Genomic DNA, 14,854 nt, shown 5'->3' with positions numbered 1-14,854 from the left:
GTGAGACGGCGTGACCGTCGTCGCGCGGTTCGAGGTCATCCCGGCCAGCGAGGGGAGCATGTCCGACGCGGTCGCCAGCGCGGTCGCCGCGCTCGAGGCGTTCGAGGTGAACTACGAGACGACGCCGACCGACACGGTGATCGAGGCCGACGACCTCTCGGAGGTGTTCGACGCGGTCGAGGCGGCCCACCGCGCGGTGGCGGGCGACCGGGTCATCACGTCGGTGGAGATCGACGACGACCGCACCCGCGACCGACCCCGGGAAGACCGGGTGGCGTCGGTCGAGCGCCGGCTCGGCCACCCCGCCAAGCGGGAGCGCCAGAAGTCGGCCGAGAGCGGGGACGCGGTGGCGAGCGCGACCGGCGACCGCCGCGCCGCCGGCGGCCCGGACCGGTACGGCGGCCCGCGTCGGTCCCGGACTCCGACCGCCGAGCCGCCGCGTCACGTCCGGGACGCCGGCGCGCCGCAGACCGAGCCCCGACGCACCGGGTCGCGGTACCTCCGGACGACGTCGCCCCGCTCGGACTGAGTCGACCGGGCGGGCCGCCCGCATCACTCCTCGTCGTCGCTCCGCCGCACGGTCAGCGCCGGACAGTCGACCCGCCGCAGCACCTTCTCGGCGACGCTACCCAGCAGCAGGCGGTCGAGGCCGGTCCGGCCGCGGGTGCCCAGCACCACGAGGTCGGCGTCGCGGTCGGCGGCGGCGTCGACGATGGCCCGGGAGGGCACGCCGTCGACCACGTCGCCGGCGGCGTCGAGGCCGCGGTCGCCCGCTCGCTCGACCACCGACCGGACCGCGTCCTCGCCGCGATCTTCGAGCAGGTCGAGCGCCGCGTCGGGCGCCTCGACGTCGGCCTCCTCGTCGGCGACGAAGCTCCGGACGTCCGCGACGTAGAGCGCGTGGACGGTCGCGCCGAAGGCCGCGGCCACCGCGAGCCCGCAGTCGACCGCGGGTTCGACGCCGTCGCTCCCGTCGGTCGGGATCAGGACGGTCCCGTAGCCGTCGGCCGGGTCGGCGTCCGGGCCGACGGTGAGCACCGGTCGCTCGGAGAGCCGCACCACGCGCTCGGTGGTCCCGCCCACGAGCGCCCGCCGGAGGTCGGTCCGGCCGTGGGTCCCCATCACCACGAGGTCGACGTCTCGGTCGGCGACGTAGCCGAGGATGGCCTCGTGGGGCCGGCCGTGCAGGAGGTCGGTCTCGACCGCGACGCCGTCGCCGAGCAGGTCCGCGGCCGCGGCGATGGCCGCCCGGGCCTCCCGTTCGAGCCTGTCGCGGCGGTCTGTGCCCTCGCCGTCCGTCGCGGGGGTCGTCGCAGCGGAGTCGGTCGTTTCCGCGGAGTCGGTCGTCGCCCGCCGGCGCTCGTCCGCGACGCTGACGACGTGGACCGTCGCGCCGAAGGTCCGCGCGAACGCCCGGGCGTGGCCGGCGGCGCGCTCGGCCCCCTCGCTCCCGTCGGTCGGTACCGCGATCCGGTCGAACATGTCCGCGTTCGCCCGACTACGACCCGCCGGCTTTAACGACCGTCGGCCGATTCCGACCGTCGTCGAACCGGACCGGAGCGACAGGCGTCGACGCCGGCGGTGCTGTCATCGGATGCGGTGGTAGTCGTACTGCCCGCGGACGTTCTCGTGGAAGTACGACCCGTGGGAGCGCGCGCCGAGGAACGCCTCGTAGGTCTCGCGGGACACGTCGGCGTACCGGTAGACGCCGCCGCTCTCGAACTCGACCTCCAGGGTCTCCTCCTCGTCGTCGTAGCCGATCGACCGGATCGAGCTCGACGCGACCGGGCTCCGGGTCTCGGCGACCCGCTCCAAGCGCTCGTACGGGACGTACCCGACGACGCGGTCGGCGTGGTACAGCACGACCCCGTGCCGGCCCTCCTCGAGCTGGTCGCACTCGATGCGGTCGCCGGCCACCGTGACGGCCTTCATGACCCGGGACACGTCGCGAGCGCCACTGAATGCATCGGCCGTCGACGGGCCGCGGACGCGGGCGCGGCCGGCGCCGGGAGCGGGACCCGGCGCGCCGAACTCGCGGCGGTACACATACCCCTGTCGCCAGCGTACCGTTCGGTATGCCAGAGCTGTACGGCGAGTACGAGGGCGAGGCCGAGAGCCAGTACGTGGGCTGCGTCGTCTGCGGGAAGACGATCGACCTGTTCGAGCCCCATCCGATGTTCCGCGAGGAGAGCGTCTCGGAGGTCGGCGACGTGGTCGCGCGGACCTACCACTTCTGCAGCGAGGACTGCATCGAGCAGTGGAAAGCCGAGCGCGACTCCGGGGAGTGAGGAACTGCGGCGAGCCGAGGGGAGTCACCAGTCACGGGATCCATCCCGGGCGGGCACCGCGTTCCGGGACACCGGGTTCCTCGGCGGATTCACCGACTTCGATGCCGGAAGCGTCCGGGACGAGAATCTCGGAGGGAACTGGTCCGTTACCACAAAGCTCTAACCAGTACTCGATCACAGTTCGGACATGTGCCCTCCAGTCGCGCGTCGACGCGTTCTCGCGCTCGGTGCGGGCGGGCTGACCGCCCTCGCGGGATGCCAGTCGGTCCGGTCGTTCGGTTCGGAGACGCCGATTCTGATCAGCGTCACGAACGCGACGGACGACCGACGAGAGATGTGGGTCCAGCTCACGAGGACGGACGACTCCGACCCCATCGGTGAATCCGTCGTGCTGGACCCGGAAAGTTCGACGGTCCTCGAGCGGCAGGTCACCGCCGACACGTACCGGTTCACAGGCGCCGTCGACGACCCGAACCCGGCGCTCGAACGCAGCGTCCAGTGGGAGATCACGGACTGCTCGACCACCGGAATCGTCACCCTCGCCGCCGGTGTCGACGGTGCGGAACTCCTCGTCGACACCGCTTCGTGCGACGGTTCGTAGGTCCCGTTACGGTTCTCGGTTCCGCGGTTCGCCGTCAGCTGACGTTTTCAGCGTTCGAGAGCCGCGGTGTCTAACGGCTCGCTGATCCGGACAGCGGCTCGCCTGCTGATCCTCCGCGGTATCTCGTGTTTCGGCTCCGACGGGGTGGTCTCTCAGGAGGAGGAATCCGAGCGCAGGACGTATCAGGAGAGTAGTCACGTTCTACCAAACGCCGATTCCCCGAGGAGAGGGGCGATACCGAGCGACGATCGACCCTCGGAGCGCAGCGGAGTCCCCTCAGGCGATTCGCCGGACGCCCCTGGTGATGCGCTCGCGGTTGTAGACGAGTTCGCCGAGCGCCCAGACGATCAGCAGGAGGGCGGCGAACACCGCGGCGACGAAGTCCCACGGGCCCATCCAGACCGGGCGGATCCACGGCGTGACGTGGGCCCACCGCTCGGCGAACGCGTCGACCGGTTCGGCGATCGGGGTGCCGGCGAACGCGGCCGACATCCACTGGGCGAACGTCAGGCGGTCGCCCGTGCCGGGGGTCAGCCCCGCGCTGTTGGTGATGGCGTACTCGCCCTTCGCGTTCATGTCGGCGATGGTCGAGAGGTTCTCGGCCTCCGCCGCCTCGTCGCCGAAGGTGATGCGCTCGGCGTCGTACGGGGCCCAGGGCGCGTAGAACTCCCAGACGATCTTGCCCGACGGGGTGATCTCCATCACGCGGTTGTTCATCGAGTCGACCACGAGGGTGTTACCGTTCGGGAGGCGGTCGGCGTCCCGCGGCCAGTTGAGGCTCTTCGAGGAGCCCAGCTGCCACGTCCGCTCCCAGTTCTGCCCGCGCTTGGCGTACTCGACGATGCGGTCGTTCTCGGAGTCGGCGACCAGGATCGTCGGCGTGCCGTTCGCGCTCTCCAGGTACTGGGGGTTGTGCTGCTCGTGCATCACCGAGTAGTTCTGGTCGCTGCCGAGCCGCATGTCGATCTCCTTCGTCGAGCGGTTGATGACCATCACCTGGTCCATGTTGCGCGGCGAGACCAGGTACTGCCCCTCGGCGATCTTGTCGACGTCGTTGACGTGGGTCCAGTCGTTCTTCGGCGGCGGGGCCGCGTAGGTGCCGCCCTGCTTCTTGGTCCAGTCGGTGTGCTTGCGGAACTGCCACTCCCAGACGACCTCGTCGCTGCCGCGGTCGTAGATGAAGATGCGGTCCTCGTTGACCTCGGTCGTGGTGTTGTAGTTCCGCATGTTGGCGAGCAGCAGCTGGTCGCCGTTGATGAGGTCGACGTCGTGGGTGTCGTGGACGTGGTCGAACCGCTCGCGCCACACGATCTCGTCGCTCTGTGGGTCGTACTCGTAGACGGTGGTCCCGCCCTTGCGGGTCCCGCTGACCAGCAGGTTGCTCCCGTTGACGGGGTCGACGTCGTAGAACCACGTGACGTCGAGGTTGCTCCCGTTGTGGATCCACTTCACGTCACCCCGGGGGCCGACGCCCACGATGCGGGCGGGCTTCTTCCCGCTCGACTGCCCCTGGAACTTGAACCCCTGTATCGAGATGACAGTCGTCCCCTCCGCCGGGGACTCGATCGTCCCCTTCTGGAGGTCGGAGTGGGAGGGCTCGTACGTGAGCGCGGAGACCGCGGAGGGGGCGAGTAGCGACACGATGACCAGCAACACGACGGCGCGGACCACCCAGGGCCGGGAGAGGCGCGCCTTCCAGTCGTTCGGCATACACCCCGATACAGCCAGCCGGAATATATGGGTTTTGTCCTCTTTCCGGCGACGCAGGGCGAAAATCTACTCGGAGGCGGCGCCTCGCGTCCCGGTCGAGACGACGCCCCGGGTCCCGGTCGGTGACACCGCCGCGCCGGCAGTGCCCCCGCCTCCGCGCCGCCCGCCGGGTCGCCCGGACCGTCACGCCTTTTGGCCCGGCGGACGTGGCCCGCGTATGGAGTTCAGCGTCATCCAGGGCGACATCGCCGACCAGCGGGCCGACGCGCTGGTCAACGCCGCGGGCACCAGCCTCCGGATGGGCAGCGGCGTGGCGGGCGCGCTCCGCCGGGCGGCCGGCGAGGAGCTGAACGAGGCGGCGATGGCGAAGGGGCCGATCGACCTGGGCGAGGCGGCGGTCACGGACGCCTACGACCTTGACGCCGATTACGTGATCCACGCCGCCGCGATGCCACACTACGGCGACGGGCAGGCGACAGCCGAGAGCGTCCGGGACGCGACCCGCAACAGCCTGGCGGCGGCCGAGGAGTTGGGGGCGGAGTCGCTCGTGGTTCCCGCGCTCGGCTGCGGGGTCGCGGGGTTCGACCTCCGGGAGGGCGCTCGCATCATCTGCGAGGAGCTCGCCGCCCACGAGGCCGACTCGCTGTCGGACGTCCGGTTCGTCGCGTACGGCGACGAGGAGTACGAGACGGTCCGGTCGGTCGCCGAGGACGTGAGAGAGCGAGTAAATGTGTGATTTCCGCACTGTAACGAAATCTGTTTTTACCAGTAATCCGTAAGGTTCGTCGGAGACCAACCCACATGCGCTCGAACCGCCGGACGGCCGCCGGGAGCCCTCAGCCGACCCCGCGGCGGGGACGTTCGAACCGCGGACCGGGGAAATCTACTTCTATCCCCGGTGACGACCTACCGACCGAGCCCGGCCCGAGAGGGGTCGGCACCGCCGCGGTGCCGCCCGGCGGCCCCGGGGCGCGGCGCCGGAGTCCGGCGGGAAACCGACCACGACCATGAGCGAGGAGTTGCGCGAGGAGAAACGCAAGATAGAGGAGCTCCACGAGGTCGCCTCCGAGATGGAGGGCTGCCACGACGAGTCGGCGGTCTACCGGCTCGGCGTCGAGGCCGCCGAGGAGATCCTGGAGTTCGACATCTGCGGCATCGACGTCGAGGAGGACGGCTACCTGGTCCCGGTGGCCACCTCCACGGAGATGCCCACCGAGGGGTACGAGTCGCTGGCGGCCGACCAGGGGATCGCCGGCCGCACGTACCAGACCGGCGAGTCGTTCGTCGTCGCCGACGTGCGCCGGATGGACGAGGCCGAACCGGTCCAGCAGGAGTACCGGTCGATTCTCAGCGTCCCGGTGGGCGACCGGGGGGTGTTCCAGGCCGGCTCCCGGGAGACCGACGCGTTCGACGAGGACGACCGCGAGCTCGCGGAGCTGCTGCTGTCGCACGTCTCGGCGGTGGTCTCGCGCATCGACTCCCAGGCGGCGCTGCGCGAGAGCGAGGAGAAGTACCGGACGCTGGTGGAGGGGAGCCACGACGCCATCTTCATCCACGACGACGAGCGGTTCCAGTTCGTCAACGACCGGGTGTCGGAGCTCACCGGGTACGACCGCGAGGAGCTCATCGGGATGCCGGTGTGGAACGTGGTCCACGAGGACGACGTCGACCGGGTCCGCCGGCTCGTCGAGCGCCGGAAGAACGAGGGCCAGACGCCCCACTACCAGCTCCGCATCCGGACCCGGGAGGGCGAAGTCAGGTACCTCGAACTCAGCGTCCAGGCAATCACGTACGACGGCCAGGGCGCCCACCTCGGGTCGGCCCGCGACGTGACCCAGCGCCGGGAGCGCAAGCGGAAGCTGGAGCGAAAGAACGAGCGGCTCCGGGAGTTCACCAGCGTCGTGAGCCACGACCTCCGCAACCCCCTCAACGTCGCGCAGGGCCACCTCGAACTCGCCCGCGAGACCGGCGTCGACCGCCACTTCGAGAAGACCGAGTCGGCGCTGGCCCGGATGGAGTCGCTCATCGAGGACCTGCTGGAGCTGGCCCGGCAGGGCCAGGACGTCAGCGACACCGAGTCCGTCGACCTCGAAGCCGCGGTCCGTCGGGCGTGGGCGAACGTCTCGACGGGAGACGCGACGCTCGACGTCGCGGGCGACCTCGTCGAGATAGAGGCCCACGGCGGGCGGCTGCAGGAGCTGTTCGAGAACCTGTTCCGGAACTCGGTGGAACACGGTTCGACGAGCCCTCGCTCGGACGCGGACGTGACCGTCCGCGTCGGCCCGCTGAGCGACGCGGTCGGCTTCTACGTCGAGGACGACGGACGGGGGATCCCGGACGAGGAGCGCGAGAAGGTCTTCGAGCACGGCCACACGACCACCGATGACGGGTCTGGGCTGGGCCTCTCCATCGTCAGGAGCATCGCGGACGCCCACGGCTGGACCGTCTCGCTGGGCGAGAGCGAACTCGGCGGTGCGCGCTTCGAGGTCGCGGTCCGGTAGCGGCCGACGCTCACCTGAACCCGCGGACGTCGCCGATCGAGAGCGGGCTGCCGGGCAGGTCGGCCGGCGGGTCGGGGTCGTTGTACGCGCTCGGCGCCACGTCGTTGGGCGAGTCGGGGTAGAACAGCGCGGCCAGCAGGTGGAGCTGGCGCCGGCCGACGTCGAGCTCGAACTGCCCGCCGCCGTACATCTCGATGCCGAGGTCCTCGCAGAACTCGACGGTGTCGAGCAGCGACTCGACCGAGCCGAACCGCGAGGGCTTGACGTTGAGCCAGTCGGGCTCGAACGGGAGGTCCCGGACGCTCTCGACGCCGGTCACGGGGTAGTCCCACGACACCCGGTCGCTGGCCGGGTCGAGCGCGGCCGCGGTGGCGGCGGTCCACGCCGGGTCCTCGAGCACCGCGTCCGGGAACGCCTCGACCACCCGCCGGTAGAGGTCGGGGTCGGCGCTGCCGGCCACGTCGGCGTCCTCGTAGAGCGCCTTGAAGTCGACCACCCGGACGCCCGCGCCGGCCAGGTCGGCCACCAGGTCGTCGGTCCAGCCGTCGTCGGCGTCGAGCTTGAACTCCAGGTCCGGGTCGCGCTCGCGCCACCGCCGGACGGCGTCGGCGCTCGGCGGGTCGCCCAGCGGCGGACTCGCCACGAAGCGCACCGGGTCGTACGACCGGTCGAGTCGCTCGCCCAGGTGGGTGTCGGCCTGCCGGAGCGCGAGGTCGAGCGCCGCGCTCTCGAACGCCCACCGGCGGTAGTGCCGGAAGTGGGCGTCGGGGTCGGCGTCGGGGAAGAGGTCGAGGTCGGCCAGCGCGGCCGAGAACGAGTCGACGGTGTACTCGCCCGTCAGGTCGAACCGGTCGGGGATCGGGTGCAGGTCGGCGTCGTAGGTCACGTCCTCGCCCCGCCCGACCTCCCCCTCGCCGGCCAGCGACACCACGGTCGTCGCCCGGGTGAACTTCGCGGTCTCGCGCTCCAGGCGGTCGTACGCGACCGACTCGACGGTCAGCGGGAGGTCCGATACCCGCTCGTAGAGGCTCATACCCGGCCGGACGGCCGCCGGGAGGAAAGTCGTTGGGTCGTCGCGGTCGGCTGCTGCGTCACGACGGCGGCGGGACCGTCGACCGTTCGGTCACGACCGCGACCGGGCCGTCGCTACTCGGTCACGACGGTCACCGGACCGTCGAAGTTGAGGATGATCGACTGGGTGAGGTCGCCGAACAGCGCCTTGCCGGCCGGCGAGCGGTTCTCGCCCGCGATGAACAGGTGGTCGCAGTCCCGGCCCTCGGCGGTGCGCAGGATCTGCTCCTGTTCGTCGCCGACCGCCCCGACCGCCTCCCACGAGACGTCGACCCCGTCGAGCGCCTCGCGGCCCACGTCGGCGGCGAACTGCTCGGCGCCCTCGCGGGCCTCCGGCGCGGAGTAGACGACCGACCGGTCGGGGACCGACTCCATCGCCTTGCGCTTGTCCTCGTACTCCTCGTCGGTCGTGACGTGCAGCAACACCAGTTCGGCCCCCACGGCGGCGGCGAGTTCGCCCGCCTCCCGGACGAGTCGCTTCGTGGACGCGTCGGCGTCGACGACTGCGAGTGCTCGGTCCATGTGTTGGCAGCGATGATCTATCCTAATCAATAAAACAATCGACTTCGCTGTACCAGCCGACGGAGAGCCGGAAACTACCCGACGGTCGGCTGACCTCGAAGCCCGGGAAACCGGTCGCGAGCCGGCTGAGGACCCCGTAATCGCCGCCCCCACGCTTAAGCGGCTGCGCGGCGTCGCAGCGTCCGTGCCCGACGACCAGCCCTCCAGACGAGACGTTCTGCGAGCGACGGGGACGGCCGGCCTCTCCGGCGCGGTGGCGACGCTGTCGGCCGCCGACGCGGTCGCCGCACGGGCCGACCCGGACGCCGCCGACCCCGGGACGTTCGCGGTCGACCGCCAGGCGGCGACGTCGGTGTTCCCCCAGTCGGTCGCGAGCGGCGGCCCCACGCCGAGCGGCGCGCTGCTCTGGACCCGGCTCGACCCCGACGCCTACGACGGCGAGACGCCGCTGGCCGTCGAGGTGGCCCGCGACGAGGCGTTCGAGGACCCGGTCTACCGCGGGACCGTCCCGCCCGAGCGGTTCGGGCCCGAGCGCGACCACACCGTCACCGCGGACGTCGACGGCGAACTCGGCCCGAACAGCCGCTACTACTACCGGTTCGTCTACGACGGCGACGCCAGCGAGGTCGGCCGGTGCCGGACGCTGCCGGAACCGGGCGCGAGCCCCGACTCGCTCCGGCTGGCGGTCGCCTCGTGCAACGACTACCGCCACGGCTACTTCGGCGCGTTCGGTCACATCGCCGAGGCCGACGTCGACTTCCTGGTCCACCTCGGGGACTTCATCTACGAGTACGGCGGCGAGGACGGCCCCGACGACCGGGCCATCGACCTGCCGAGCGGCGAGCACCAGGCACAGGACCTGGCCGACTTCCGGCACCTCTACCGGACGTACCGCTCGGACGACCTGCTCCGGCGGGCGCTCCGGCGACACACCATGATCCACACGTGGGACGACCACGAGATCGTCGCGGACCGGTGGTGGAACTACGAGACCGACGCCCCCGAGACCACCGAGCACCCGCGGGGCGACGACCCGGAGTTCATGCGGGAGCTGTACGTCGCGGGCATCCGGGCCTACACCGAGTACGTTCCCGCGCGCGTGAAGTACGACCCGCCCGCCGAGGACGGGTCGGGGCTCTCGCCCGAGGCCATCAGGGAGCACTTCCGGCTCTACCGGTCGTTCCGGTTCGGCGACCTGGCGGCGCTGTTCGTGACCGACGAGCGGCTCTACCGGTCGCCGCCGCCCGAGCCCGACGAGTCCGACTCGTCGGTCCCCGCGAAGACCGCGGCCGAGGAGCCGGGCCGGACGATGCTGGGCGACGACCAGCGGAGGTGGCTGCTCGACGGGATGACCGGCTCGAACGCAAGATGGAAGCTCTGGGGCAACGAGGTGCTGGCGTCGGCCTTCAGGTTCGTCGACGGCGGCGAGGTGACGGTCAACGCCGACGCGTGGGACGGCTACCAGTCCGAGCGCGAGCGGGTCCTGACGCGGCTCTCGAAGGCCGGCGTCGACAACCTGGTGGCGCTGACCGGCGACATGCACAGCTACCTCGCGGCCTACCTGCTGACCGACTACGAGCTGGTCGGCGGGGAGGACGGCCTGTCGGACGTCGGGCCCGGCGAGCCCGCCGGCGTCGAGTTCATGGCGCCCGCGGTCAGCAGCGACAACCTCGTGGCGCTCGGGGAGTTCCCCGAGAACGGCACCGAGACGGTGGTCGGGGCGCTCAAGGCCGGCAACCCCCACGTCGAGTGGTTCGACAGCAGCCACTGGGGGTACGCGGTCGTCGACGTCGGGCGCGACCGCCTGGTCTACTCGGGCTACCACGTCGACCGGGACGAGGACTCGGCCGACGCGCCCAGACGGCTCCTGCGTCGGTACCGGGTCCCGGCCGGCTCGGTCGAGCTGCAGCGCACCGACCCCGGCGGCGGTGACGACGGGATCCTCTGACGCGCTGTCGCCGGGCCCACCCGCGATGATCCAGGGGGTCCGACCCCCGCGTTCGGTTCCTACTCCCCCGCGTTCGGTTCCTACTCCCCCGCGTTCGGTTCCTACTCCCCCGCGTTCGGACCTGAGCCCACCTCGGTCGGGCCCGACTCCGCACCGGTCGGTGGCGAGCCGTCGCGCGTGCCGGGCCCTGATTCGGACGGGGCGGCGTTGGATGAACGGCGGTCCGAGAGGAAATTTTATAACGCGGAAGATGGAAACGGAGTAACAATACACCATGGTGACGGGACGACACACCCGGCGGGCCCCCGACGACCTGCCGCCCGACGACACCGCGGCGTTTCTGTCGCTGCTGAACGAGCTGAAGGCGACCGGCTGCAACCTCCTGGTCGTCGGCGACGCGCCCCGCGAGGTGTTCACGCGGGCGAGCGCCCAGCTGTTCGGCGACCCCGACGTGCTGCGCCACCGGGTGCTGGCCGTCACCGACGCGACGCCGGCGGGGGTCGCGAACCGGCTCCCGGACCCCGGGGAACCCCCGCGCCCGCTGGCCGAGACGACCCGGCTGGTGACCCACGCGGGCGTCCCGCGGTCGACCGCGGCCGACGCCGAACTCCCGCCGGAGCTCGCCGACGTCCGGGAGACCCGTATCACCGACCCGGAGCTGCGCGGCCTGGAGGGGGCGCTCGTCGAGGCCATCGAGGGCGCCGCGAGCGCGGCCGAACACCTCTCGCCGGCCGACCTCCGGGTCGGCGTCGACTCGCTCGCCCCGCTGCTGGACCACTACGGGGTCGAGGTCGTCCGGCGGTGCCTCGAGGCGGTCGGCGAGCGCGTCCGCGACCACCGCGCCATGGCCCACTACGTCCTCCCGGCCGCCCGCGACGCCGACCCGGTGCGGGCGCTGGCCGAGCCGACCGACGCCGTCATCGAGCTCCGGGCGGTCGACGCCGCCGACCGCGACCACGACGCCCAGCAGCGCTGGCACGTCCCGACCCGCGACATCACGACCGAGTGGACGCCGCTGTGACGGGCTGTCGACGGTCGCCCGCACTGGGGACCGACCGGCGCAATCGCTCGTACTCGTCCGCCCGTCGCCGGAGTCCCGTCCGCGAAAGATGAGAAGCGAGCCGCGCCGCTACTGGAAGTCGGTCGTGTTGTACATCTGGCGGCTCGGCCCCGCCGCGCCGAACTTCTCGACGTTCAGGTCCTGGTACCAGAACCGCTCGTCGGTCTGGTGGTAGACCGGGAGGAACACCACGTCCTGCCAGTTGGCCTCCTCGATCTTCACGTAGGCCTCGTTGCGGGCCTGCTGGGCCTGGTCGGTCGGCGCGGGATTGTTCTGGATGGTCTGCCAGGCTTGCGTGGCCTGCTGGGCGGCCTCGGTGTCCGACCAGTTGACGTACGAGATGGGCGCGTCCTTCGAGGTGTCGGTCTGGGGCGGGTTGAGCAGCTGCAGGAAGTTGTCGGGCGCGGGCCAGTCCATGATCCACCCCAGCGAGTACGCCTGGAGGTTGCCCTCGCGCCCGCGCTGGAGCAGCGTCGAGAACGGCGCCCGCTCGACGGTCAACTGGATGTGAGCGCTGGCGAGCTTGTCGCGCAGGAGCTGTGCCACCTGCTGCCACACGTTCGACTCGTAGATGGTGAGCTTGAACTGGTAGCGGTTGTTCGGCCCGTAGCCGGCGTCCTCCATCACCTGCCTGGCCTTGTCGAGCTGCGTCCGGTTGTACCCGTAGGGGTAGTTCTGCTTGGCGTGCTGGTCGTAGGCGTCGGGACCGCCCGGATAGATGTTCGGCGGCGTGAAGTGGTAGGCGGCCGTCCCGCGCCCCTTGAACACCTGCTCGACCAGCTGTAGCTGGTTCATCGCGTGCGCGACCGCCTGCCGGGCGGGCTTCTCAACCCGGTTCGTGTTGAAGCCGAGGTAGTAGGCGCTGATGGTCGACACCCCGAGGTAGTTGAGCGTCTCGCCGTTCCGGACCGGCCCGTACGTGCCGACGTCCCGACCCAGGTCGTCGGTCCGCTCGACGTTGAGCTTCGACGGGTTGAAGAAGGTCGTCGGGATCGGGAAGTAGTCGGCGTTCTTGTTCATCGCGTAGGTGTACTGGGCGTTGTCGTCCTCGATGATGCGCCAGTTGACCGCGTCCAGGTTGGGCCCCTCGCCGTGGTAGTTATCGAACGCGCGCACCTCGGCCTCGTCGTTGGGCGACCAGTGGTCGAACTCGAACGGGCCGGCGCCGATGGGGTTCTCGGTCGCGAACTGCTGGTGGCTCATCTGGCCCTCGTACCCCTCGATGTCGCCGACGATGCCCTCCGGCACCGCGGCGAACGACGTGTACGCCAGCATCGGGAGCGTCGCGTGGAACGGCTGCTCCATGGAGAACCGGAGGGTGTAGTCGTCGACGGCCTCGACCGCGAGCGACCCGGGCTTGTACACCTCCTCGCCGTTCTGCTGGGTCGTCTCGTGCTTGATGCCGATGGAGTCGAGGATGAAGTACGCCCGTCGGGACTGGTCGGAGGCGGCCAGCCGCTCCCACGAGTAGACGAAGTCCTGGGCCGTGACCTCGCCGTGGTCCCCGTGGAACTGCGCGCCCTGTTTCAGGTTGAACGTGTACGTGGTGAAGTCGTCGGAGGTCTCGTACCCGGTCGCCAGCTGGTTCTGTACCTCGATCTCCCCGTTCGGATAGTTCATCAGGGCGTCGAACACGTTCTGGATGACCGTCCCCGAAGCGGTGTCGGTCGCCTTGATGGGGTCGAGCGTGCTCATCGTGCCCGTGTTGATGAGGTTCAGCGTGCCGCCGCCACCCCCCTGCTGGGTCGTCGTCTCCTGACCCGCCGCGGTACCCGTAAGCGCGACCGCCGATGCCGCCCCGCCGGTCGCCTTCAGGAACGAGCGGCGGGACATGTTGGATTTCTCGGACATGCAAATAGAAGGACCACGGAGCGGCATATGTAGTTAATTATTTATAATTCGGAAGTCGCTTTTTGGTAAAACCGGCGGAGTTGTCGCGAGTTTTGCCGGAGTCGGCCAAAAAGAAACCCGGTCGCGGGAAAACCGAACGCGCCCGTCCGGTGAACCAACGGCGACCCGCGGGGAAATCGAGCCCGGAGGGCCCCGACGGCGGTGACCGAGCGGGTACGCCGAGCGTACGCCCGAACAGGCTCCCCTGGAACGACGGCAGCGCCACGCTGCGTTCGGCGCGACCCCTCCCGTCGCACCGACAGTCCGCGCATAACAAAGTGTCGTCCGCGCGAGGCTCCGCCGAACGACTCAATGACTCGAACACGTCTCGCCGACTCGCTGCCGGAGGACCGGGCCACCTCGCCCGCCGTCGGCGCGGTCCTGATGGTCGGCATCACGGTGGTACTGGCGACGGCGGCGGGGACCCAGGTGTTCGGCCTCGCCGGCAGTCAACAGGGCGCCTACGCCACCGCGACCGTCGACTACTCGACGAGCGAGGACCGGGTGACGGTGACGTGGCTGACGACCGCCGGCGCCGAGACGCTCAAGGTCAGGGTCCAGGTCCGCGGCGAGCGCCGGACCGTCGAACTCGACGGCGTGGGCGACCGAGTGGTGGTCGACGACACCGGCGTGTCCGTGAGTACGGGCAGCGTCGGTCGCTTCGAGTCGCCGAAGATCGGAGACGGCGACCGGGTGACGGTGACGGTCATCGCGGTGAGGGGCGGCGACTCGGTGGTGGTCGCCGACCGGAGCGCGACGGTGTGAGCGGACCCGGCCGAACGCCACCGGGACCGGCACCGGCCGGAACCGGAACGCGGCGGTGCGACCGGGAAACAGACACATAACCGGGCACGTCGTAGGGCCGCCGATGAGCATCGGACGCGCGACCCACGGCGGGCGCGAGACGGCGTTCGACTGGCTGGTGGCGCTGCTCGCGCTCGCGCTCGCCGGGGTCCACGTCTACCTGGCCGCCGCGGCCGACGAGCCCCGGTTCTACGTCGTGGCCGGGCTGTTCGTCGTCGGCGTCCTGTTCTTCTTCACGGGCTACTGGCGGGCGATGCTCTACCTGCTCGCGGCGGTGTACGTCGGCACGCTGGGGGTGCTCTGGCTGCTGGGCGGGATGGAGTACCGGAGCGTCGGCCTGCTGACGGGCGCGCTGAGTGTCGCCTTCCTCGGGCTCTCGGTCTACCTCTACCTGCGGGAGTCGGGCGCGGCGTGAGGCCGGCCGCGCCCGCCGGGCGCGGCACGTCTCGCGGACACCGG

14 protein-coding genes and 1 pseudogene are annotated in these 14,854 nt (G+C 70.7%); 9 read left to right on the top strand and 6 right to left on the bottom strand.

All coding sequences use genetic code 11. The features are described 5' to 3' along the window. Positions 1-10: 10 nt before the first annotated feature. Positions 11-322: pseudogene (locus ACQUQF_RS22935) on the top strand (thiamine-binding protein); the annotation flags it as partial. A gap of 230 nt (positions 323-552) precedes the next feature. Here the strand turns inward: ACQUQF_RS22935 and ACQUQF_RS22930 are convergent. Together ACQUQF_RS22930 and ACQUQF_RS22925 are read right to left on the bottom strand one after the other, a co-directional pair. After that, positions 553-1,482 (bottom strand): universal stress protein, encoded by a 930-nt coding sequence (locus tag ACQUQF_RS22930; protein ID WP_435181618.1) that lies wholly within the window; start codon positions 1,480-1,482, stop codon positions 553-555. 105 nt (positions 1,483-1,587) lie between these two features. After that, positions 1,588-1,932, bottom strand: a complete 345-nt coding sequence (locus ACQUQF_RS22925; RefSeq protein WP_435181617.1) for a KTSC domain-containing protein — start codon at positions 1,930-1,932, stop codon at positions 1,588-1,590. Between the two features lie 143 nt (positions 1,933-2,075). Between ACQUQF_RS22925 and ACQUQF_RS22920 the strand changes: the two genes are divergently transcribed. Together ACQUQF_RS22920 and ACQUQF_RS22915 are read left to right on the top strand one after the other, a co-directional pair. After that, positions 2,076-2,288 carry a DUF7576 family protein gene (locus ACQUQF_RS22920; RefSeq protein ID WP_435181615.1) on the top strand — a complete coding sequence of 71 codons (213 nt, stop codon included), beginning with the start codon at positions 2,076-2,078 and terminating at the stop codon, positions 2,286-2,288. A 187-nt stretch (positions 2,289-2,475) separates the two neighbouring features. After that, positions 2,476-2,889, top strand: coding sequence for a hypothetical protein (locus ACQUQF_RS22915; RefSeq protein ID WP_435181613.1), 414 nt, complete (start codon positions 2,476-2,478; stop codon positions 2,887-2,889). Positions 2,890-3,165: 276 nt separating this feature from the next. Here ACQUQF_RS22915 and ACQUQF_RS22910 read toward each other — a convergent pair whose 3' ends face one another. Next, the gene (locus ACQUQF_RS22910) at positions 3,166-4,599 is read right to left on the bottom strand and encodes an aryl-sulfate sulfotransferase (RefSeq protein ID WP_435181611.1); all 1,434 of its coding nucleotides are present in this window, start codon (positions 4,597-4,599) and stop codon (positions 3,166-3,168) included. Between the two features lie 217 nt (positions 4,600-4,816). On the opposite strand from ACQUQF_RS22910, the gene ACQUQF_RS22905 reads away from it, so the two are divergent. After that, positions 4,817-5,335, top strand: coding sequence for a macro domain-containing protein (locus tag ACQUQF_RS22905; protein ID WP_435181610.1), 519 nt, complete (start codon positions 4,817-4,819; stop codon positions 5,333-5,335). Between the two features lie 271 nt (positions 5,336-5,606). After that, complete coding sequence (locus ACQUQF_RS22900; protein WP_435181609.1) at positions 5,607-7,100, top strand: PAS domain S-box protein; 1,494 nt, start codon at positions 5,607-5,609, stop codon at positions 7,098-7,100. 10 nt (positions 7,101-7,110) lie between these two features. On the opposite strand, the gene ACQUQF_RS22895 is transcribed toward ACQUQF_RS22900, so the two are convergent. Further along, on the bottom strand, positions 7,111-8,133 hold the full coding sequence (locus tag ACQUQF_RS22895) for a hypothetical protein (RefSeq protein ID WP_435181608.1): 1,023 nt from the start codon (positions 8,131-8,133) through the stop codon (positions 7,111-7,113). 113 nt (positions 8,134-8,246) lie between these two features. Next, the gene (locus ACQUQF_RS22890; protein ID WP_435181607.1) at positions 8,247-8,693 is read right to left on the bottom strand and encodes a universal stress protein; all 447 of its coding nucleotides are present in this window, start codon (positions 8,691-8,693) and stop codon (positions 8,247-8,249) included. A gap of 184 nt (positions 8,694-8,877) precedes the next feature. Between ACQUQF_RS22890 and ACQUQF_RS22885 the strand changes: the two genes are divergently transcribed. Together ACQUQF_RS22885 and ACQUQF_RS22880 are read left to right on the top strand one after the other, a co-directional pair. Beyond that, on the top strand, positions 8,878-10,641 hold the full coding sequence (locus ACQUQF_RS22885; RefSeq protein WP_435181606.1) for an alkaline phosphatase D family protein: 1,764 nt from the start codon (positions 8,878-8,880) through the stop codon (positions 10,639-10,641). Positions 10,642-10,915: 274 nt separating this feature from the next. After that, positions 10,916-11,662, top strand: a complete 747-nt coding sequence (locus tag ACQUQF_RS22880; protein ID WP_435181604.1) for a DUF7504 family protein — start codon at positions 10,916-10,918, stop codon at positions 11,660-11,662. Between the two features lie 108 nt (positions 11,663-11,770). Here ACQUQF_RS22880 and ACQUQF_RS22875 read toward each other — a convergent pair whose 3' ends face one another. Next, a complete protein-coding gene (locus ACQUQF_RS22875; protein WP_435181602.1) occupies positions 11,771-13,552 on the bottom strand; it encodes an ABC transporter substrate-binding protein in 1,782 nt (593 codons plus the stop codon). Between the two features lie 351 nt (positions 13,553-13,903). On the opposite strand from ACQUQF_RS22875, the gene ACQUQF_RS22870 reads away from it, so the two are divergent. Together ACQUQF_RS22870 and ACQUQF_RS22865 are read left to right on the top strand one after the other, a co-directional pair. Then, positions 13,904-14,356 carry a type IV pilin gene (locus tag ACQUQF_RS22870; protein WP_435181600.1) on the top strand — a complete coding sequence of 151 codons (453 nt, stop codon included), beginning with the start codon at positions 13,904-13,906 and terminating at the stop codon, positions 14,354-14,356. Positions 14,357-14,459: 103 nt separating this feature from the next. Further along, positions 14,460-14,810, top strand: coding sequence for a hypothetical protein (locus tag ACQUQF_RS22865; protein ID WP_435181598.1), 351 nt, complete (start codon positions 14,460-14,462; stop codon positions 14,808-14,810). Positions 14,811-14,854: the final 44 nt, after the last annotated feature.

The organism is Halorussus sp. AFM4 (assembly GCF_051194995.1).
Classification (GTDB): Archaea; Halobacteriota; Halobacteria; order Halobacteriales; family Haladaptataceae; genus Halorussus.
This window is presented reverse-complemented; position numbering and strand designations above follow the sequence as displayed.